This window comes from Geminocystis sp. M7585_C2015_104 (genome assembly GCA_015295805.1).
GTDB lineage: Bacteria > Cyanobacteriota > Cyanobacteriia > Cyanobacteriales > Cyanobacteriaceae > DVEF01.
The window spans coordinates 1-21,739 of record DVEF01000028.1 but is presented as its reverse complement, the minus strand read 5'-3'; the positions used below and the strand labels follow the sequence as shown (position 1 = coordinate 21,739).

Annotated in this window: 18 protein-coding genes and 1 tRNA gene; 14 read left to right on the top strand and 5 right to left on the bottom strand. The window is 42.8% G+C overall.

Annotated elements, in window-relative coordinates:
- Positions 1–110 precede the first annotated feature (110 nt).
- Both IGQ44_03210 and IGQ44_03205 read right to left on the bottom strand, forming a co-directional pair.
- A complete protein-coding gene (locus IGQ44_03210) occupies positions 111–2,762 on the bottom strand; it encodes a DNA polymerase III subunit alpha (GenBank protein HIK36985.1) in 2,652 nt (883 codons plus the stop codon).
- An 85-nt stretch (positions 2,763–2,847) separates the two neighbouring features.
- A complete protein-coding gene (locus IGQ44_03205) occupies positions 2,848–3,012 on the bottom strand; it encodes a hypothetical protein (GenBank protein HIK36984.1) in 165 nt (54 codons plus the stop codon).
- Here IGQ44_03205 and IGQ44_03200 point away from each other — a divergent pair.
- The 7 genes from IGQ44_03200 to IGQ44_03170 all read left to right on the top strand — a co-directional run bounded on the left by IGQ44_03200 (position 3,011) and on the right by IGQ44_03170 (position 10,589).
- Positions 3,011–4,159: a hypothetical protein gene (locus IGQ44_03200; GenBank protein ID HIK36983.1), complete on the top strand. Its 1,149-nt coding sequence runs from the start codon at positions 3,011–3,013 to the stop codon at positions 4,157–4,159. The genes IGQ44_03205 and IGQ44_03200 overlap by 2 nt on opposite strands.
- 338 nt (positions 4,160–4,497) lie before the next feature.
- Positions 4,498–5,463, top strand: coding sequence for a DUF1822 family protein (locus IGQ44_03195; GenBank protein HIK36982.1), 966 nt, complete (start codon positions 4,498–4,500; stop codon positions 5,461–5,463).
- 15 nt (positions 5,464–5,478) lie between these two features.
- The gene (locus IGQ44_03190) at positions 5,479–5,769 is read left to right on the top strand and encodes a DUF1822 family protein (protein HIK36981.1); all 291 of its coding nucleotides are present in this window, start codon (positions 5,479–5,481) and stop codon (positions 5,767–5,769) included.
- A 439-nt stretch (positions 5,770–6,208) separates the two neighbouring features.
- Positions 6,209–7,471: a CCA tRNA nucleotidyltransferase gene (locus IGQ44_03185; protein ID HIK36980.1), complete on the top strand. Its 1,263-nt coding sequence runs from the start codon at positions 6,209–6,211 to the stop codon at positions 7,469–7,471.
- A 101-nt stretch (positions 7,472–7,572) separates the two neighbouring features.
- The gene (locus IGQ44_03180) at positions 7,573–8,748 is read left to right on the top strand and encodes a glycoside hydrolase family 10 protein (protein ID HIK36979.1); all 1,176 of its coding nucleotides are present in this window, start codon (positions 7,573–7,575) and stop codon (positions 8,746–8,748) included.
- A gap of 96 nt (positions 8,749–8,844) precedes the next feature.
- Entirely contained in the window at positions 8,845–10,404 is a 1,560-nt protein-coding gene (locus tag IGQ44_03175; protein ID HIK36978.1) for an NAD(P)H-quinone oxidoreductase subunit N, read from the top strand.
- 103 nt (positions 10,405–10,507) lie between these two features.
- Positions 10,508–10,589: transfer RNA gene (locus IGQ44_03170), tRNA-Tyr, on the top strand.
- Positions 10,590–11,117: 528 nt separating this feature from the next.
- Here the strand turns inward: IGQ44_03170 and IGQ44_03165 are convergent.
- Positions 11,118–11,339: a hypothetical protein gene (locus IGQ44_03165; protein ID HIK36977.1), complete on the bottom strand. Its 222-nt coding sequence runs from the start codon at positions 11,337–11,339 to the stop codon at positions 11,118–11,120.
- Positions 11,340–11,370: 31 nt separating this feature from the next.
- Here IGQ44_03165 and cysC point away from each other — a divergent pair, with 31 nt between their 5' ends.
- The 3 genes from cysC to IGQ44_03150 all read left to right on the top strand — a co-directional run bounded on the left by cysC (position 11,371) and on the right by IGQ44_03150 (position 13,611).
- Positions 11,371–11,916, top strand: a complete 546-nt coding sequence (gene cysC, locus IGQ44_03160; protein ID HIK36976.1) for an adenylyl-sulfate kinase — start codon at positions 11,371–11,373, stop codon at positions 11,914–11,916.
- Positions 11,917–11,986: 70 nt separating this feature from the next.
- Positions 11,987–12,784 carry a TIGR00297 family protein gene (locus tag IGQ44_03155; protein ID HIK36975.1) on the top strand — a complete coding sequence of 266 codons (798 nt, stop codon included), beginning with the start codon at positions 11,987–11,989 and terminating at the stop codon, positions 12,782–12,784.
- Between the two features lie 137 nt (positions 12,785–12,921).
- The gene (locus IGQ44_03150; protein ID HIK36974.1) at positions 12,922–13,611 is read left to right on the top strand and encodes a GUN4 N-terminal ARM-like repeat domain-containing protein; all 690 of its coding nucleotides are present in this window, start codon (positions 12,922–12,924) and stop codon (positions 13,609–13,611) included.
- A gap of 19 nt (positions 13,612–13,630) precedes the next feature.
- On the opposite strand, the gene IGQ44_03145 is transcribed toward IGQ44_03150, so the two are convergent.
- Positions 13,631–15,157, bottom strand: coding sequence for a ferredoxin:protochlorophyllide reductase (ATP-dependent) subunit B (locus tag IGQ44_03145; GenBank protein HIK36973.1), 1,527 nt, complete (start codon positions 15,155–15,157; stop codon positions 13,631–13,633).
- 450 nt (positions 15,158–15,607) lie between these two features.
- Here IGQ44_03145 and IGQ44_03140 point away from each other — a divergent pair, with 450 nt between their 5' ends.
- From IGQ44_03140 to IGQ44_03125, 4 genes are all read left to right on the top strand, one after another.
- A complete protein-coding gene (locus tag IGQ44_03140) occupies positions 15,608–16,279 on the top strand; it encodes a DUF4079 domain-containing protein (protein ID HIK36972.1) in 672 nt (223 codons plus the stop codon).
- Between the two features lie 98 nt (positions 16,280–16,377).
- The gene (sufC, locus tag IGQ44_03135; protein ID HIK36971.1) at positions 16,378–17,151 is read left to right on the top strand and encodes a Fe-S cluster assembly ATPase SufC; all 774 of its coding nucleotides are present in this window, start codon (positions 16,378–16,380) and stop codon (positions 17,149–17,151) included.
- Between the two features lie 175 nt (positions 17,152–17,326).
- The gene (sufD, locus tag IGQ44_03130) at positions 17,327–18,709 is read left to right on the top strand and encodes a Fe-S cluster assembly protein SufD (protein HIK36970.1); all 1,383 of its coding nucleotides are present in this window, start codon (positions 17,327–17,329) and stop codon (positions 18,707–18,709) included.
- A 91-nt stretch (positions 18,710–18,800) separates the two neighbouring features.
- On the top strand, positions 18,801–19,835 hold the full coding sequence (locus IGQ44_03125) for a CIA30 family protein (protein ID HIK36969.1): 1,035 nt from the start codon (positions 18,801–18,803) through the stop codon (positions 19,833–19,835).
- Between the two features lie 268 nt (positions 19,836–20,103).
- Here IGQ44_03125 and IGQ44_03120 read toward each other — a convergent pair.
- A partial coding sequence (locus tag IGQ44_03120; GenBank protein ID HIK36968.1) for an ABC transporter ATP-binding protein/permease occupies positions 20,104–21,739 on the bottom strand: 1,636 nt, incomplete at its 5' end.

The window sequence follows — 21,739 nt, the reverse complement described above, 5'->3', positions numbered from 1 at the left end:
ATTTTTGTGGTAAAAAAGCTACCATTAGTAACTATCTCTAAGTAAAAACCATTAGATGTGAACAGGAAAAAGTGTCAGAGGAAACTGAGGTTCAGTATAAAAAATAACCGTTAACTTTTCATATTCCCAGTGGGAATTTGGAAGGGGCATTCAAATAGTTCTAGTCCTTTGGAGAAAACTTCGTCAATGGGCAACATTCTACCATCTTTTGTCATAATTTTGTGGTCTGGTGTAGCCCTAACTATTCTGCCGTCTTCTAATTCGTATTCAAAGACTTCCTGCAAGCCGCGATGGTGCCATTGGGCTATGGGTTGGGTGTAAACAAAGCCATTTTCGTCCACAGTATATACATGACATTTTATATTTTCTTCGACGATTTTGCCAATGGGAAGTGCCCCATATTCTACAGTTAAAATTTCCGTGTCATAACTCAGACAATATTCGGCGAAGTTTAGCATTTGTTCAAATAGTTTTTCAGCAATATCCTCGGGCACCCCATTTTTGACCGCACCATCAATAAATTTTTCCCGGTGTTTCTTCATTTCTTCTGGCTTTTTCTTACCCATGGCGCGACGGAGTAAATCGGCTTCTCCTAGGGTATAACCTGCCAAGTCTTGTGCCATTTTCATGATTTGTTCTTGATATACCAAAACGCCATAGGTTTCCTTTAAAATGGGTTCTAGTAGGGGATGCTCATATGTGATAGGCTCCCTACCATGTTTGCGATTTATAAACAGGGGTATTAGGCCTGCATCCAGTGGTCCGGGGCGATATAGGGCTAAAATGGAGGATATATCTTCAATGCCCGACGGTTTTAAGTCTTTGACGATTTGTTTCATCCCCTCCGATTCCAATTGGAAGATGCCTTCTAAGTCTCCTGACTCTAGTAGTTTGTGGGTTTTTGCCACGTCTTCCGGCAATTTTTTGCTATTACCCCTGGAGATAATTTCTAAGGCTTTTCTTTCTCCTAGGGGCAATTCCTCTACATTTATTTCTAGGTTTTGATTTTGTTTGATTAACTCAGCAGTCTTATGGATGTTGGTCAGATTTTTTAGTCCCAGAAAGTCCATTTTTAGCAATCCCAAAGACTCTAAATCTTCCATGGAATACTGAGTAGTAATAGCGCCCTCCTCGTTGCGTTGTAGAGGCACAATTTCGTCCAAAGGCTGACTGGAAATAACCACTCCGGCAGCATGAACTCCCACGGTTTTGTTAGTGCCTTCTAGTCTAATTGCCATGTCAATCCAACGCTTTACTAGAGGGTCATTTTCGTATTTTTCCTTAAACTCTGGGGAGGGGGTTTCATCGGAAATCATCACTTCTAATCTAGTGGGTTTTCCCCTGGATACTGGGATTAATTTACTCATATTATCTGCCTCTGCATAGGGTATTCCCATCACCCTGGCTACATCTTTTAACACTGCCCTTGAAGTCATACGGTTAAAAGTTATAATTTGGGCCACATTAGCTTCCCCATATTTTTCGGTGACATATTTAACAACCTGTTGTCTTTTTTCAAAACAGAAATCTGTGTCAATATCAGGCATAGATTTCCGCTCGGGATTTAAAAATCGTTCAAATAATAGGCCATGATAAACAGGGTCAATGTTAGTAATTCCTAGAGAATATGCCACTAGTGAGCCTGCGGCTGAGCCTCTTCCCGGTCCCACTGGAATATTATTATCTCTAGCAAATTTTATATAGTCCCAAACTACTAAAAAGTAGGTGGAAAATCCCATCTTCTCAATCATTTTTAGCTCATATTCTAGCCTTTCTCGGTACTCTTTTGGCACTTCACCGCGTTGGACACATTTTAGTCTTTTTAACAATCCTTCCCAAGCAATTTCGTGTAAATAGGTGGCTGGAGTGTGTCCAGGTGGAACTTCAAATTTAGGCAGTCGGAATTCTCCTAGAAGGTCATAGGGTTTGACTTTTTCTGCTATTTCCAAGGTGTTTTTGATAGCCTGTTCAACTACATCGCTATCCAGATGATCTCTGAATAAAAGCCGCATCTCTTCCGCGGATTTAAGGTATTCTGTGCCAGAGTATCTAAGTCTATTTTCCTCATCTATTCTCTTATTGGTTTGAATACATAAAAGGGCATCATGAGCTTCTACATCATAACAGGAAACATAGTGGGAATCATTAGTGGCAATAATCTTAATGTCTAATTCTTTTCCTATTTTTACCAACTCCACATTGACAATTCTGTCCTCCCTATAGCCATGATCCTGTATTTCTAAATAAAAATCATCGGCAAAAACATCTCTGTACCACTTAGCAATCTCTCTGGCTTTTTTATAGTTTCCTGCTAGAATATTTTGGGGAATTTCTCCCCCTAAACAGGCACTAGTGACAATTAATCCCTCTTTGTATTTTTTAAGTAAATCTTTATTAATACAAGGACGGGCAAAAATGCCACTGCCTTGGTATCCTTGAAGATGGGAAATGGTGGTGAGTTTGACTAGATTGCGATAACCTTGCTTATCTTTTGCTAAAACCACCTGGTGGTATTTTTTGATTCGCTTGTGGCGGGTGGTAATATCGCCGTTGATGACATACATCTCATTGCCGATAATGGGTTTGATTCCTTTCTCCAGGCAATGTTTAATTAATTGTATTGCACCATACATCACACCATGATCAGTAATGGCAATGGCAGGCAGTTGTAACTCCGCCGCGCGTTTTATCAAAGCCGGAATCTGAGAGGCGCCATCTAGTAGACTATACTCAGTATGAAGATGTAGAGGCACAAAAGACATGGTTGTAGTGGAATATAATTGTTAACCGGGATACGAATTATAGTTTAACTTTAACCCCCACCTACCAGACTAACCCCACACCAGACTAACTGGTGACTTTATTCGATGTTGTGGCGGCGTATCTGTGGAAGAAGAAGTTTCTTTGTGGTGCATAAATGACAAAAGTATTAGGGATAAGTGGGTAGAAGGGGAAAGGGTTAAGCAAAAATCCCCATTCTACTTCCACCATGAATCCATCCCATTGAGTCATGCGGTTTTCCTCCTTTCTGTTTCTCAAAAAACTCAAGGGAAAACAGTTACCCGATACCTGCTGGCAAATTGAGCCATCACTAGAGAGGAATATAAGGTTACTATTAGACAGGGGGTTAGAGAGAAATGAGGAGGTGATTGCTACAAACCTATTGCTTTTTCTCAGACAACAAGAAGACAAACTCAGGGAGAAACATCTAACTGCCTATCTTCAAGAATGTTGTTTTTTCGCCTCAAAGAATGTGTATCGACGCCTGGAAGGTTATTCTAATTCCCCCACTTGGGAGGATTACTTTCAGTGGGGTAAATCACTGGCAACGTCACCACGTGGCACAAAACTAGCTAATTATGGCAGGTATAAAATAATTGAATCTCAACTGGTGGATGAAGCATACCGGCATTTAAGTTGGAAAAAGCCATACCATGGGGGATTGTTAAAACAATTTAAACCCACCAGTCGGAGAAAGTGTTTGGAGATAATAGGGGGTTATGGGGGTGAGACTCTACAACAGTATCTACCAGTGTGGGAATGTTTTTGCCTTATTTATTCCCCATCAGTGACAGAGGAAAATCAAACACCACCCCCTCCCCCTTTCCTGGCAATAAAATACCACCTACCCCTGCCTTCCCTTGATGCTAGGGTATGTGAGAGGATAATCAAAACCTACATTAACTGTGCCCGTAATTATTGTAACCCCAAAACATTCCCTCTTAAATCCCTGGATATTACCTCAAAAGACAACCAATGGGAGGAAGTCTATGCACCACAAGACTATGAGACAATTAATGGAGTTATCCAGTCAGCATATGGGGATTTAAATCCATGTCGGAAAATAATTTCCCCCCTCCGGTTAAGTTTACAACTACCTCAGAAAACTATAGCCCGGATTTTGTCTACCAATTATAGCAATTCTATTAGGGAACAACACCAGGTATCATGGGAGATTGCCGCTGCCAGAAAGTTTATCTTAGAAAGACTAATTAGGGCGTTAAAACAACCCCTTAAAAACGAGTGGCTAACAAGACCATGTCGACAGATTCTTTTACAGCGGCTATACCCCGTGAAATACTTCTTTTTTCAATTCCTAAACTCCAAATTTTCTGTTTACAGATGGGATCTTCCTCCTCCAATTAATTCACTTTTCTAGGGGATAAAAGGTGCTTTGCATGGGGAGTATAACCCACAATTGCCACCAACATTACAGGGGAAGACTAGTATTTATAACATTACTGAGGGTTGGCTTATACTCCAGTGCCACCAACTCCGATAAAATTCCTCTGCTGACTAACAATTTACACCCTTATCTTGGAGAATGTGACCATGAATAACTCACAAAACACTCCCGGGGATATTTTTGACAGCCCTACCGCCATTCAACAGGATAAATCGTTTTTGCCTATTCCTGAATAATGTATCAAAACGGTTAGAGAAAGAGTGAAAAAATGTTTTCCAAAAACCGTTCAATCTCGTTGCTTATTAAATCTTTTGGCAAGCTGCTTAACAGGGGATTGGCTAAAAAAAATCTATCCCGAATTAGCCAATCAAATCTTCCTGGAGTTGGACGAAAATAGTCTGTTTAGCATTTGGCAATTTGTCAATGGTAGTCCAATTATTGTTAAGAGTCATAATATCCGTCTGATAGTTTTGCCAGAAGAATCTGGCGATTTCAGTGAATTTATAATACCGCAGGAGTGGGTGGATATTCCTAGATTTAGGGGAGACTATTTCCTTCCCGTGTTGGTCGACTTAGAAGGTAACAGGTTAAGGGTTTATGGCTTTGTTTCTCGACAAAGGCTAAAAAGACAGGCTGAATACAATTCAAATCTATACCAGTATCATTGCCCAAGTAGACTAATAGAAAGAGAAATTAATCCGACGTTGCTGTATAGCAAATACCTGCCATCATCGGAAGAGGAATTAGTATACATACCTGATTTTTCTTCAGAAGAGAAGGAAAAATTGATGGCCAGATTGGAGGCTATAGACTGTGATGTCATCCGCTGCCGTCTAGATTTTGGGGAATGGACGGCATTATTTGCTGATGACAATTATCGCCTTTTGTTATACCAGAAATATCAGCCAATAAATTTAGGCGAATGGCTGGAAAAAGAATTACATCAGACTTGTAGAGGGTGGCAAAAACTACAGGATTTGAATGAGGAAATTAACTGGATTATACCCAGATATCTTACCCCCCTTTATCCAGTAAGTATGCGCTCAAACTCTGTGTTAAATTTGGAGGATATTTATGGTACAAAAGATGAAGGCAAGCTAAGGATAGCTGCCCAAAAACTGAGCATAATCTCCAGGAGATATAGTAGCAACAAAGAAAAAATTTTAAAAGCATTGAATTATATCATAACCAACTCACAAGACGAGGAAACGCGGTGGTTGGCGGCGGAGGGTATTTGGCAGTTAAAACCCAATCACCCTCATGCAGGTTTATGGTAGGGGAAAAGATTCAATTTGGGGGTAGAATTAGGGGGATTATCTCTGACTATAGTGATGGGAATACTGTCAAAATCTGCCAACCAAAATAGCATCTTTCTTAGACTATATCCCACCGACAAATCATCCCGTTTGCCGGCAGGGTTAATACTGAGAATACTGGATGGAAATACGGAAGTATTCAAAGAATTAATAGCCAGAGAAGGAGATATATTGTTACAATACAAGTTTTGGGGCAACAAGGGAGAGGTTTTCTGGATACAAATCCAATATCAATCCAGTCAACTAGCTGAAGCCTTCATTATCTAGAAATATCAGTCGATCTAGCTAACTAAATAACTGAAGCCTTGGATAAGGGTGAGGGGAGGGTAGAGGGGTGACTGTAATAAGATTACCCCCCGCCTGCAATGCAGGAATATGCAATACAGAAAAAAAAAGCAAAATCGCCCCCTCCTACTCCCTACATCCTACTCCCTATATCCTATTAGCCACTACTAAAAGCTGTTAGTAAAATAGAAAGCCTAGAAAGTTGTTTAATTAAACCAATAAATGCAGTTTATTACAATTGCTTTAAAGTCCCCCAATATTATCTTTCTTTACAAAAAAATAGTGCAGTGGGTACTTATATGGGGAAAATTATGTAATCTGAGGCTAGCCATTCTAAGTCTAACCAAACCGGTGGTGTGGCGGTGATTGGGAGAAAATAGATTTGGTTACTGAGAAATCCCAGACTCAATACAATAGAGATATGTCAGTAGTTGCGGATTTTCTAGGATGCGAATTACCCTTTGATGAGAGTTTGTTACCCTCCCAGTGTTATTTGGTGGGTGGGATAGTCAGAGATGTCTTGTTGGGGAGAAAAAGGAAACCCCTAGACATAGATTTTGTTGTGCCTCACGATGCTATAAGGATAGCTAAGACTATTGCCCGTAAATATCGTGCTGGATTTGTAGTATTAGATCCTATACACATTATCGCCAGGGTGGTATTCCCCCAAGCCACTGTAGATTTCGCACAACAGGAGGGAGATTCTCTTTTTGCCGATTTAGGGAGACGGGATTATACTATCAATGCCATTGCCTTTGACTGTCAACAGGGGATGCTAATTGATTTTTTTGGAGGCCAAGAGGACTTACAAAAAGGCATAATCAGGATGATAAATCCTCAAAATCTACAAGACGATCCTCTTAGACTTTTAAGGGCCTATCGTTTAGCTTGTCAACTGGATTTTACCATAGAATCCGACACCCGTTATTGTATTAAAAAATTGGCGCCTCTGTTAGCACGAGTGGCCATGGAGAGGGTGAATCAGGAATTAGATTATCTCTGGGGGGAAAAACGGGGAAGTTACTGGCTAAAAGAGACATTTAAGGACGGCTTACTTTCTATTTGTTTTCCTTCCGTCACGGAGGAGAAAGTGGATTTGCTGGAAATAATAGACGAATCTGCTAATTTTATTACTGCTAATTTTAAACAGGAATTTGGAGAAGAATATAGGTGGTACAAAGATGCTAAATTGGCGTGTTTGGTAAGTGAAGAATTGACTGAGGCGGAGGAGGAACTCTGGCGGTTAAAATCTTCCCGTCAGGAGGTAAAAACAGTCCTTACTATTCTAAAGCACACCCCAGATTTATTTGCCGAAGACTTCCCGCAAAGTAAAAGAAAACAGTATTTTTTCTTTCAGGCAGTCCAAGATAACTTCCCAGTGTTAGCAGTATTTGCCCTTGCTAATAGAATGAATTTTTACAATAAAGATAGAAGCAGTTTGGAGGCATTTAAACAACTAATTGTTGAGCTGATGGGACGTTATCTGAATCCGGAAGACATAATAGCTCATCCAAAGCCAATTTTAACGGGGAATGAAATAATGAAAAAATTGAAATTATCTCCGGGGCCTCTAATAGGCGAAATGTTAACCGAGGCGCAAATAGCCTATATTGAGGGTAAGGTGAAAGATAAAACCAATGCTTTGCAGTGGTTAGAAGAGTATCTAGAAAGGAGAAAAAACTAATAGTTACCATTAGAAAAATAAATTATAGCCGGGAGAAGTGAGGGGGATAATATGGTATGATTGGTGGGGAAAAGGGGTAACTCTAGTTTTTAAAAGCCTGAATGAAAAAATTAATAAGTGGATTTGTCATATCCCTTTCCTTGACGATAATTATCTTTTATCCCCTCAAGGGGGCAAGCCAATCAGCCACAACACAAACAGAAATAAGAGGCGTTTGGATTACCAAAAATGATAGTGATGTTTGGCTAGATGGTAAAAAACTCTCAGAGAGTATGAGGGAATTAGCTAGCCTGAATTTCAACACCGTGTATCCAGTAGTGTGGAATTCAGGCTACGTGGCTTATGACAGTGAGGTGGCAAAAAGAGTTGGCATTCCCATAATCAAGGGGAAAAGCAACTGGGATATAGTAGCAGAAATTGTTTATCAGGCGCACCGTAATGGCTTACTAGTCATTCCCTGGTTTGAATTTGGTTTTATGACTCCCCCCACCTCGGAGTTAGCCATCTACCACCCCCAGTGGTTAACCAGCAGAAGGGATGGTAGCCTTATTAGCGAGACTGGGGCGGGGGAGGTAGTATGGTTGAATCCATTTCATCCCGAAGTACAACAGTTAATCATAGACTTGGTGGTGGAAATCTGTAGTCGTTATCAGGTGGATGGTATTCAGTTTGATGATCATTTAGCATTACCAAGAGACTTTGGTTATGACGCCTATACTGTTAGCCTATATAGGGAGGAGACCAATAAAAACCCCCCTGCCAATTTCCAAGAGGAGGAGTGGGTAAAATGGCGCGCTGACAAAATCACCGACTTCATGCTTAGACTACGACAGAGACTGAAACAAATTAACCCTCGTCTTATAGTATCCTTGGCACCCAATCCCTATCGACAGGCCTATAATTTTTCCCTACAGGATTGGCAGAGGTGGGTAGACTTAGGCATTGTGGACGAGCTTGTAATACAGGTGTATCGAGACGACTTAGCCAGTTTTGTAAGAGAATTGAATCAGCCTGAAGTACAGAAAGCTAAACAGAAAATTCCCACTGGTGTGGCTATCCTCACGGGGTTGAGAAACAAACCCACTCCCATCACCTTGGTAGAAAACAAAGTCAGAGAGGCTAGGAGAAATGGTTTAGGTGTCGCCTTCTTCTACTATGAAACCCTATGGTGGGGGAAGCCAGGAGAAACACCAGACTTGCGCAAGGCAGTCATAAGGGCATTGTTTTATCAACCCATGCCCCGTTTCCCACTCTCTCGTATAAGCAAATCATTGTGACAACCCCTGCAACCCCAATCCCTAACCCTAATCTTAAGATTATCTTCAGCTTTTCAGCTAATATTGATCAAGAATTAGTAACCTATGCAAGGGAATATGGATTTTTCTACTCAAGTAGCTAGCCAACTCAACGTGGGGGCAACCCTCCCCGAGATAATAGTCACAATCACCCTATTATTGGTAATAATTATAGACCTAATAAGCGGCAGAAAAGTAGCAGTACCGCTAGCCTATTTCTCAGTGGTGGGCCTATTGGCCTCCGTGGTAGCCCTTGCCCTCCAGTGGAATAGTGCCAATGTAGATTCCTTCTTGGGGGCCTTTACTGCGGACAACCTCAGCATAGTATTTAGAGCCATTGTCGCCCTTTCCACAGCCCTTACCATCCTGATGTCCATTGCCTACATCCAAAATACGGGCACATCCCTAGCGGAATTTGTAGGCATCCTATTGACTGCCACCCTGGGGGGTATGTTGTTGTCGGGGGCATCGGAGTTAGTTATGATATTCGTCTCCCTGGAAATGCTAAGTATCTCCTCCTACCTGATGACAGGGTACATGAAAAGGGATGTTCGCTCTAATGAAGCTGCCCTTAAATATCTTCTCATAGGGGCTGCAAGTTCCGCCATTTTCCTCTATGGTTCATCCCTCCTCTACGGCTTATCTGGCGGGAAGACAAATATCAATGAGATAGCGGCCACTGTGCCGGCAGCCGGAGGCATAGAATCCCTAGCCTTAGCCATCGCTCTTGTGTTCATGGTAGCCGGGGTCGCCTTTAAAATCTCCGCTGTGCCCTTCCATCAATGGACGCCGGATGTGTATGAGGGCTCGCCTACACCAGTAGTGGCGTTCTTGTCCGTGGGCTCAAAGGCGGCCGGTTTCGCCATTGCCGTTAGATTGCTAGTTACCGTGTTTGCCCCTCTGGAACAACAGTGGCATTTCATCTTCGCCGCCTTAGCCATTCTAAGTATGGTGCTGGGCAATGTGGTGGCCCTGGCCCAAACCAGTATGAAACGGATGTTGGCCTACTCTTCCATCGGCCAGGCAGGTTTTATTATGATTGGCCTAGTAGCAGGCACAGAAGCGGGCTATTCTAGCGTCATCTTCTATCTATTCTTATACCTGTTCATGAATTTGGGGGCCTTCGCCTGTGTCATCCTCTTCTCCCTGCGCACCGGCACCGATAAAATTAGCGACTATGCCGGACTGTATCAAAAAGATCCCCTCCTTACCCTCGGACTCAGCCTTTGCCTGCTGTCTTTGGGCGGAATTCCTCCCCTTGCCGGCTTTTTCGGCAAAATCTATATCTTCTGGGCTGGATGGCAAGCTGGACTCTACTCCCTTGTCTTCATCGGTCTAATTACTAGTGTAATCTCTATATACTACTACATTCGAGTTGTGAAGATGATGGTAGTAAAAGAGCCTCAGGAAATGTCGGAGGCGGTAAGAAACTACCCACCCATCCGTTGGAATCTTACCGGCATGCGTCCAATCCAGGTAAGTCTGATTTTCCTTATTGTGGCGACCTCCCTTCTAGGCATCCTCTCCAACCCTGTGGTGGAGCTTGCCAACCAGTCGGTGGCTAGCAGCAATATCCTCAAATCCCCCATCACCTCCGCTCACCAGTCTACCTCCCCCTCCCTCACCACATCCCTTTAGAGACAACAGCGGGGTTAGTTAACCAAGCTAGCCCCCAATTCATCAAAAAATCCTTGCCTTTTACCCCCTCTCTCTGTTATAATATGGGGTTGTGGGAACTCAAGGGTCGATGCCCGAGTGGTTAATGGGGGCGGACTGTAAATCCGCTGGCTCTGCCTACGGTGGTTCGAATCCACCTCGGCCCATTCTGTTTTCCTAGCTTATTTCAAATTCAGGGGTTTGAGCCGTGTGACGCCTCCCTGGAGGCAGTGTGTCGGCGGGGAGTTAGCCAGCGGCGTGGTGGTTTCTGTGGCGTGCAGTTAATTTTGGGGCATTACGGGGTTAACGGGGCATAATAAACAGCTCCGCCTAACTGGGGGTAGTATTGCCGACTTTATGCCTTGTTTTCCCGCTTTGTTTTAAATTCAGAGTAAAAAATGCTAGCCAGTCTGGCTAAAACCATCAATCCCTCCCCCCATTGATTCCACTACCAAAGTCTGTGTCTATATAGTAACCAACTCTGATACTCCTAGAGGGGTAACAGGGGGAATTAATGGCAGACGAATGATTATCACTCCCTAGCTTGTCAGTTGGATTTGACTTTCCTAAAAAGTCTTTTGTAAATCCCTCCCAACAACATACTATCGTTTTTTTGCCCAGTGAGTGGAGTAGGTTTGGAAGATAAAAAGTTTCCCAATTCTCTATTGAAATTCTTAGGCATACAAAAAACCCATTCATCTTTTCTCTCTCTTGGTTTCTTTCTTTGCCGCCGTATAATCACCAGTGAGTGGTGACTGGTTGGTGACTAGCCAACTAGTGGTTTGTTTCCCTCTCCCTCTCCCCACTGTTTTACTGTCTGGCGCCCTTTTTATCCCACAATAGCGGTAATCAAACTGGCTTATTGTTGTTTGCCTTTGGTTGTTTAAAAAGTCAGCCTTTTGTACAATACATGTCAATAGTAGCAAAGGAGAACAAGATCTAGTTAATATGGAACATAAGGGAGTCACTATCTGGTTTACGGGTTTAAGTGGTGCTGGCAAGACTACTATTAGTAGAGAGGTAGAGGCTAGATTAAGGGCACAAGGTTATAAGGTAGAAGTATTAGACGGAGACGTAGTGCGCACCCATCTCACCAAGGGATTAGGATATACTAAAGAGGACAGGGATGAGAACATTAGACGTATTGGTTTTGTTGCTCATCTTCTCACTCGCAATGGTGTGATTGTTATCGTTTCCGCTATCTCACCCTATCGCGCTATCAGGGAGGAAATTCGTGCTAAAATCGGTAACTTTGTTGAAGTATATGTTAACGCTCCTCTGGAAGTATGTGAGGCAAGGGATGTTAAGGGTTTATACAAAAAGGCTAGAGCAGGTGAAATAAAAATGTTTACAGGCATAGATGACCCCTATGAGCCCCCCCTAAACCCGGAAATAGAATGTCGCACGGATATAGAAACACTGGAGGAAAGTGTGGAGAAGGTTTTGCGGGGTTTGGAAAAATTGGGTTATATTTCCTTACCTGTTGCCTCTTAGATTCTCCCCGAAAAGATGCATTATCCCCAAGTCTTCCCTGAAAAACAAAGGAAGGCATAAGTAGTATAGTATGGAAATTGTTGCTTTAATTTTATCTAATTCCTGGCTTACGGCGGTTGTAGTCAACACCCTCCTGTTATTGCTGGCATTAATCCTTCCCCAAAAATTGCTAACGGTTTTCGGTTATCTTAATGCTTGGGCGTTGGGGGTAGTGATTTGGGGTTGTCTACAATGGCGGGGTTATGTTATCGTGTTGTTCTATTTTATCCTAGGGTCCGCTATAACTAAATTGGGGTTGGAGGAAAAAATTGCCGCCGGGATAGCAGAAAAAAGGGGGGGGAAAAGAGGGGCAGAAAATGTATGGGGAAGCGCCTTTGTTGCCTTTCTTTGTGCCTTGGCTTCTGTCTTTTTTCCCCAGGCAAAATCTCTTTTTCTCCTAGCATATACGGCTAGTTTTGCTACTAAATTTTCGGACACTTGTGCTAGTGAGTTTGGTAAAGTATATGGAAGTCGCACCTTTCTGATTACCACTTTTCAACCTGTGCCAAAAGGGACAGAAGGTGCTATAAGTTTGGAAGGCACTATAGCAGGCATTGTAGCTAGTGTGGCTATCTCCCTCTTAGGGTGGTTTGTTAATCTTATCGATGCCACTGGTGTGGTTATATGTGTCGTCTCTGCTTTTGTTGCTACCAGTATAGAAAGTATTATTGGCGCTACTTTTCAACAAAAGTTTTACTGGTTGACTAATGAGATTGTTAATGTCATTAATACTCTTGTTGGTAGTGTTTGCGCAATACTTTTACTTTATGTCTACCAAAGTTTTTCTTTTTTTTACCATTTCCTTTTGAGTGTTCAGATGGTAGAATAGTAGGTGTTTGACAGGACAGCAAAGCCGCTAGACAATCTTACAACCCACATCCCCGGCTGAGGTGTGTTTTTTTTATCATAACTCTTCTTGCCACTCCAAACCCATAGTATCTTTTAAACTCTCTTTGGGAAAAAACAATGGATGAGCTAGATAATATTAAAGATAAATTTGAAAAAGCCTCGGAGAAAAACCAACTATTGCTAGTGGACGAAATAATAACCAAGGGGGAAAAAGGCTACCAGTTTCTGAGAGATTTTCTGGTATCCACCGCTGATGTTTCTCCAATAAGAGGCAAAATATACCAGGTTTTAAGAAACAGCAACACAGAGGAGAATGATAGGTTTTTGAGGGATAAATTTCCCGAAGGCTTAGTGGAATTGGTGTCAGAAAAAAACATAGAATACAGAGAATTGCAACAATTATTGGTAGAAAGGAAATACCAAGAAGCTGACAGTCTGACAAGGGAAAAATTGTGCGAATTAGCAGGGGAAGGGGCGGTAAGAAGAAAATGGGTTTACTTTACGGAGGTTAAGAAGTTTCCCGTGGCAGATTTAAAAACAATCGATACTCTCTGGTATGTTTATTCGGAGGGAAAGTTCGGCTATAAGATTCAAAGACAAATCTGGTTAAGTTTGGGTAAGGATTACAATCAACTCTGGGTAAAATTGAAGTGGAAAAAAGGGAACAAATGGACAAAATATCCCGGTGAATTTATATGGGATTTGAGCGCCCCCCCAGGACATTTGCCATTGTCTAATCAGTTGAGAGGGGTGAGATTTATTGATGCTTTATTCTCACACCCGGCTTGGGAAAATAAAAGTAAATGAGAATAAAAAAGGGATTAAATCATGCCCCCAATGCTTCCTTGGCGGCATACATAACCTCCAGGGTAATCCGAGTAATCCCCCTTTCCCTAGCAAATTTCTCTGTATTCCTCTTCACCCTGCCACGCACAAAGCCGGGAATTTTTTCTAATTCCCTTAGGGCCTCCTCACTCCAGTTTAAATCTGACTGGGCAGATATTGACTTGGTTAGCACTTCTTTGGTATCATGACCGCCAAATATTTCTAAAAGATGGTCCTCCATTCCAAGGGTAAAGGAATTATAAACCAGGTCAGCAATCTGATTACTCCCCTCATACCCCAGGAAGGGGCGATAACCTATGGGGAAATTCTGGATATGAATAGGCGCAGAAATCACACCACAGGGTATATTCAAACGTTTAGCTACATGACGCTCCATTTGTGTTCCAAAAATCGCCTCTGGTTCGATTTCGGCAATGGCGTCTGCAACCTCTGTGTAGTCTTCAGTAACCAAAACTCGGTCACAAAGGCCTTCCACCTGTTGACAAAACCAGTCTCGGTCGTATTTACAGTAAGTGCCAGCTAAAACTACATGGACCCCCATCTCCCGAGTCAGGATTTTAGTCATGGCGGCAGCATGGGTGTTGTCGCCGAAGACTACAGCCTTTTTCCCAGTGAGGTTTTGACAGTCGATGCTACGAGAAAACCACACTGCCTGGGAGACATTTAGAGTCTGATGGGTGATATAATCCTCATAGTTTACATTTGCTCCCTGTTGATTTAGTACTTCTTGTATTTTGCGAATACAACGGGCTGTTTCCAAAACTCCCATGGGGGTAATATCCACATAGGGCATGCCCCATTTTTCCTGCAAATAAGTGGCAGTGGCTAGTCCTAATTCCCGATAGGGGATAAGATTAAACCAGGCACTAGGCATTTTTTTCAGCTCATGTACTGATGCCCCCTGTGGTACAATCGAGTTGACGGTAATGCCCAAGTCTGTCATTAATTTTTGCAATTCCCTACCATCGTGCTGGTTATGAAAACCTAGGGTTGAGATGCCGATGATGTTGACAGAGGGGTTTGGTGTTTTTTCTGTGACTATATCTCCCTTCCTTTCCGCCTTTTCTAGGTAAAATTGTACCACTTGCTTGAGGGTGCGCTCTGCTGCCTGTAATTCATTGACGCGATAATGGTTGACGTCTGCCAACAGCACGTCACTGTCAGTGTTTAGTCTTGCCCTTTCCACAAAATTGGCCAAATCCTCTTGTAGAATACTAGAAGTGCAGGTGGGTGTAAGTATTATCAAGTCGGGTTTTTCTTCTTTGTCTTTCCTTATGATGTTGTCTACTACTTTTTCCTGTGACCCCCTTGCCAATACATTCCTGTCCACTATACTAGCAGTAACAGGGGTAAAATTCTTTTCCCGCTCTAACATTGAACGCATTACGTTAAAGTAGTCATCCCCCAGGGGCGCATGCATGATAGCATGGACCCTTTTAAAAGAACTTGCTATCCTCAGGGTGCCGATGTGAGCGGGACCTGCATACATCCAATAGGCTAGTTTCATGGTATCACTTTTTCCAGCTCGTGTCAATGGCCATTTCTTTTTTCCAGTTTCCGTCTTCTGTCACTCCTTCCTCCTTTTTATTTACAAATATTTACTAAACAAAACTTCATAAAAATAGGTACTAATCAGGGGTAATTTTACTCAGTGGCTTTTGGTTATCGGAAAGTGTTTTGCCTCTCAAGTAATTCCCTAGACAACTGGTAATTCGGGGGTCTTTCAAATAAGACATACTTTTTTAAAAAGGGGTGTTTTCCTCTTCCATGGTTTACCGGGGTAAACTTAGAGTGATATTCTCTCTTATTGACGTTTTTGAGATAGAATTAAACCCCCATGACTGTATGACATTGTTGTCTAGTTGACAGGCTTTTTTCTCCCGCGAGAATGAGGCTCCGGGGGAAAAGTAGAGTTATAATCTCCATCAGTAGGGGAGAAAAATTACTAGAAAACTTTATGACTTTGGAACAATTTAGTCTTTTAATTCACCCGATACTAGCAGTAGCGGGAGTGTTTCCTCTTTTGGGAATAGTATCATATTTTGCCTGGGAGACAAGACAAAGAAGACTGCAAATAAGAAAGAGGGGGGATAGTTATATACCCAGCATCGTGGCGCGAAATCACGTAAATCTTGGGAAGTATCTGGCTAGTGGAGTTGTTTTTGTTACGTTGGCGGGATTAGCGCAGCCGATTATAACTAAGAATATTATCAAAAATAGTTTGTGGCAGACGAATATATTCCTGTTTATTTTTTTGATTTTGATGTTTATATTCACCATCGCCTCCCAGATATTTCTATTAAAGGCGAGGGGGAGAATATGGCGAGGGGTTTTTGCCACTCTGGCGGGGATGGGAGTGATAATTTTAGGCAGTCAGGAGGGGGTTTTTAGACGCACCAACCAGTGGTATATCTCCCATTACTATTACGGGGTAGCTGTCTGCCTATTAATGATTTTCTCTGTGGCGATTATAGAGGAAATCTACCAAGATAAATCCCTGCGATGGCGTAATCTCCATGTCATCCTCAATTGTATCGCCCTGTTGTTGTTTTTGGGACAGGTTATTACCGGCAGTAGGGATTTGTTTGAAATCGGCTTGTGGACTCCTCCCCCTGCTACAATTCTCTGATAATTTTTATCCCCTGTAGGGTTTAACAACAAAATTGTTGCTAAAGTGTCCTAAAATAGTATCTAACCAAAAGCTAAAAGAGAACACAGGATAGAGAAATGAGTAACACGATACTAGAAATAAGGAATCTAAAGGCGGCAGTAGAGGGAGTGGAGATTCTCAGGGGGGTAAACCTAAAGATAAAGGCGGGGGAAGTGCATGCTATAATGGGGCGCAATGGTTCTGGAAAAAGTACCCTTTCTAAGGTCATCACAGGACACCCCGACTATGAGGTGACAGAGGGGGAGATTATATATCTAGGGGAAAATCTACTAGAAAAGACTCCAGAAGAAAGGGCACTAGCGGGGATATTTTTAGCCTTCCAATACCCCATAGAAATCCCGGGGGTAAGTAATTTAGATTTTCTGCGGGTAGCCTATAACAACCGTCGCAAGCATCTCGGGTTAGAGGAGTTAGATGCCTTTGACTTTGAAGACTTGGTGAGGGAAAAACTAGAGTTGGTTTCCATGGATGCTTCCTTCCTGGAAAGGAGTGTCAATGAAGGTTTCTCCGGAGGCGAAAAGAAACGCAATGAAATCCTACAAATGGCACTATTAGAGCCCACTTTAGCTATTCTAGACGAAATAGACTCCGGTTTGGACATTGACGCCCTAAGAATAGTCGCAGGGGGGGTAAATCAATTACGTAAACCTGATAATGCCCTTCTGCTGATTACCCACTATCAGAGACTATTGAACTATATTGTCCCCGATGTGGTGCATGTTATGTCTAGGGGAAAAATTGTGATGAGTGGGGATAAGAATCTGGCATTGGAATTGGAAGCCAAGGGTTATGACTTTTTGGATGAAGAAGAAGAATTAACTACGGTTTAATCCACTATAGTTTGACAGGATGGGGAGGGTTAGAGAAAATATCTCAAACCGTCTTAGACTTATTAGACTTAGACTTACTAGGGTTACTAGACTTAGATTTCACCCTCTCTTTTTTGTTGTTTTCTATTTTGTTTAGGTTTCTAGACTATTTTTGTATAGTATGGAGTGACAGGAGATGATAATCTTAAACAGGGAAAACCGCGACGTCACCATAGACGGGGAGACTTATATAGGGAGATTACTACAACAGGCAGAAAATCAACCCCTTTGGTGGCAGGGAAATTTAAGACAACTAGTGGCAGAAACCAGAAGGCGGGGTGGGAGACGAGTAGCGGCATTACATCTACCCACCAAAAAAGACGAGGAGTGGCGTTTTACTGATTTGAGTGACTTATACCAACACAATTGGCATTATGCCATCCCCAGCCAATTAAACCCAGAGGTGTTGGCGGAGTTTATTTTACCCCCCACTAACCATTCCCGTTTGGTATTGGAAAATGGCTATTACCAGCCTCCATTGTCTGATGTTTCTGCCATTGCAACAGATGTAGCCTATCTTGGTAATTTAGGTGGTTTAAGGGAAGAGGAAATTAACAACATTGCCTCTTATTTAGCAAAAGAGGAGTCTGAAGAGGGGGATATATTTGCTGCCTTGAATTCCGCAGGTTTAGTAGATGCCTTAGTGGTGTGGGTAAAAGCAAATCAGACTGTTTCACTTCCCCTTCATCTCCTACATATTACTGTAACAGACACCCTCCCCCGGTGGAGTCAACCGCGAATTTTAGTGGTGGTGGAGGAAAATTCTGTTTGTGAACTGATAGAATGCTATGGAGTCATCAGTAATATTAGTAATCCTAGTTGTTCCTACACTGCCACAGGGAAGTGTTATTATTTCAACAATGCTGTAACGGAAATTTATCTAAAGGGTAATGCCAGAATCAATCATACTCGCATCCAAATGGAGTCGGGGGATGGTTTTCATATAGCCAAGACGGTGGTATACCAGTTTGAACATAGCCATTATACCCTTAACGAGGTCAGTCTTGGAGGAAAACTATATCGCCACAATCTTAAAGTCTACCAACGAGGGGAAAAAACAGAGACTTTCCTCTATGGTTTAACCCTATTGCAGGGGAAACAGTTGGGAGATACCCACAGTGAGGTGAATTTAGACTACCCTCATGGGTTGGTAAATCAGTTGCATAAGTACATCATTGACCACAAGGCCACTGGGGTTTTCAATGGTAAAATAAGAGTGCCAAAAAGGGCACAGTTGACTAATGCCTCCCAGTTGAATCGGAATTTGTTACTCTCACCTGGGGGGAAAATTAACACCAAGCCGGAATTACAGATAACTGCAGATAATGTAAAGTGTACCCATGGGGCTACTGTTAGTCAACTAGAGGCGGAGGAGGTATTCTATCTTCGCAGTCGTGGCTTGAGTGAAGAGATGGCGCGTCATTTGTTGATTGATGCCTTTGCCGCCGAAATTCTTGACAAGATTCCCCTAGATTCTCTCAAACAACGTCTTCGTCAGTGTTTTACCTGTCGCACCTAGCTCCAATTATTTTATCTATAATGCCCCTATTCGGGAAATCGGGTAGGGGTGAGTATAACAGTGAGATAAGAGACTAATAGGAGGTGGAAAAATGCAATTAAAACGTCTTTGGGATACTCTTAGTTTTTTCGAGGTAATTCCCTTTGCTAATTGTCTCAATCAGTTATTTAACCCTTCCCAGGATAGTATTACATTTAGGAAAACGGTTATGGGTTTAACGCTGGTTTGTTATGATGGCAGTGTACAGGGGAGGGAAACCTTATCTTCATTGAGGGAAAAAGGGATACCCCTGAGGGTTTTAAATACATCTAATTCGTTGCCGGATGTGGATTTTTCTCGGGAGAATATAGAGGTAATTAATGTTAATTTGGAAGGAGATTCTCTAAATCCTAGTATCTTGGAAAGGGTTAGTAGAATTATTTGCCTACCACAAAGGGGGATAGACAAATTTATTAGCTTAGTGGAAAAAACCCTGCAGAAGGGAGAAATCCTCTTGTTTGACTTTCACAACCAGAGTGCTATAAATCAATGGGGTGCGGTGGATGATATAGTGATGGGGGGGATTAGTAGTAGTAGGCTAACATGGAAAGATGGTGTTGCTGTTTTTACGGGGGAGGTGTCTACAGAAAATAATGGCGGTTTTGCCTCTGTTAGAAGTAAGAATTTGAATCCCCCCTGGGATTTGTCTGGTTATGAGGGGATTAGGTTAAGAATACGAGGAGACGGACAACGATACAAGTTTATCCTCCGTTGTGAAGGCAAATGGGATGGGATAGGTTATTGCTATTCTTTTGATAGTCAAGCCAACAGTTGGATAGACGTAGACATCCCTTTCAGAAAACTAATACCAGTTTTTCGTGCCAAAACAGTTGCCTCGGCGGGGGATTTCCTTTCTAGCCAAGTCTATTCCTTCCAGTTGATGTTGAGTAAATTTGAATACGACGGCAAATATAATCCCTTTTTCCGCCCTGGCCCATTTTGTCTGGAGATAGAATCTATTAAAGCCTATGGTGGGCATAATTCCCCTCAGTTGATTCTAATAGGTAACACCTCCCAATGGCAGGACTATCTTTCCCACACCCCCACCCTGGATACCGTGTATGGGGATATTCCTATAGTGTCCTAACACTGTGATGGGGGTTCCATGACCGTAAATACCACGAGCTTATTGCATAGTACGGTGTCCTGTTCATGGAAACCAGTATTTCAAACAAATACACGGGGCGTTCATGGGCAGAATCCCCAGTTGTCTCCACCGCTAATCCAGTTTTGCCCTCCCCCTGACGAGTGAAATAACTGTTGTTATAGTTGTTCAAATTGGGCTACAGGCTCAGTATACGTCCAGTTGTCTGCAGATTCTAGTCCCTGCCAGAGGGCTTTTTTTTCATCTCTTACTATATAATATCCTTTCTCCTTTGGGCTAGATAGGTAATTACCAGATAAATGCCACAATGTACCAATAACATCTCCCAGTTAGCGGTGAGATTCTCCCAGGTTGGGGTATACATGTATTTTTCTGTAAAAGGGGTAGCTACTTCTTCGCCGCTAGGGAGTCTTACGGGAGGGGGAATAAGACTGTTTATATCTACAAGTGAACCATAAGCGCCTACAGACCAGCGACTAGCCATAAGCCAGGAGACATATTCTACTATCCCCTTCGCCTCAAACAATACCCCAGAGAAGATAATTTGTGGTAAAAGTAACAAGGGGAGGGCACTATTAGCCTGGGTGGTGTTTTTGACTAAGGCAGATACCATTAAGCCGAGGCAGATGGAGGCAACTATACTCAAAAAGGTAGTAACAGTCAACCCCAACCACCAGGAAATCATTTCGGGTTTAGGGGGAGAGAAAGCAACAAGGGTAACCACCACCATCAACAGGGTTTGTAAGCCTGCCAAGGCGGAGAGGATAGTGATTTTTGAGCCGAGATAGGAGAGGAGATTGAGATTCACTAGCCTCTCCCTGCTGTATATATCATTTTCTTTGACTATTTCCTGAAGGGAAGAGGCTAACCCCACCCAAATAGCAGCACAGGTGAATACAAAAACAACCGTCTGAGCCAAGGTAGCCACAGTGGCATCTCCTTCTTTTCCTGGGAGGAAAGGCTGTATGTCTCTGGTGGCAAGACGGATGAGTAAAATGCCGATGGGTGCGGTTAAGAGGGATATGATTAGATTACTGCGATCTCGTAATACTAGTTGTAGGGAGCGTTGACACAGATGGACCAGTTGACGCCAAAAACCGGCTTTGATTGCCCTGGGCTTGGGCTTTTGGCAACGGGTTTCTGGGAGTGCAGAGAGTTTCTGGGCGATGTTTTTGGCATAGTGGGGTGACTGTTGGTATCTTTCTGCCGTTTGTTTTACTGCCTCTGGGCTATCCAACTCTAGGTATACATCAGCAAAATCCTTGTTGTCTTCCAGCCCAAAAAATTCCCTGGCTTCTTCGTAACTGCCGTAGAAACAGAGATTGCCTCCCCTGCCCAAGAATACAATTCGATCACACAGCTTAATATTTGTGGTAGCATGAGTTACAATTATAATAGTGCGTCCCTGGTCAGCGAGTTTGCGTAATAGTAGCATCATTTTCTTGTCCAAACCAGGATCTAACCCAGAGGTAGGCTCATCCAAAAAGAAGAGTTTAGGGTTGACTAGTAATTCCACACCGATGGACACCCGTTTTAACTGGCCACCACTGAGGTTTTTCACCAACACATCCCTTCTTTCCAACATTTCAATATCGGCCAGGGTTTTTTCGACAATGGCATCCACATCTGCATCGGGGGGTAGCCTCAGCTTGGCGGCATAACGTAATACCTCCTCTACCCGCAAATCACGGTGTACAATGTCCGTCTGGGGCACATAGCCAATCTGGTGCCGGTATAGGTTAAAATTGGTGGTCAAGTCTTCGCCGTTAAGATATACCACCCCACTAGTAATTGGCTGGATACCCAGAAGAGTGCGTAACAGGGTGGATTTGCCTGCACCACTGCCTCCCACTAGTGCTACCAGTTGCCCTGGTTCGATGGGTATG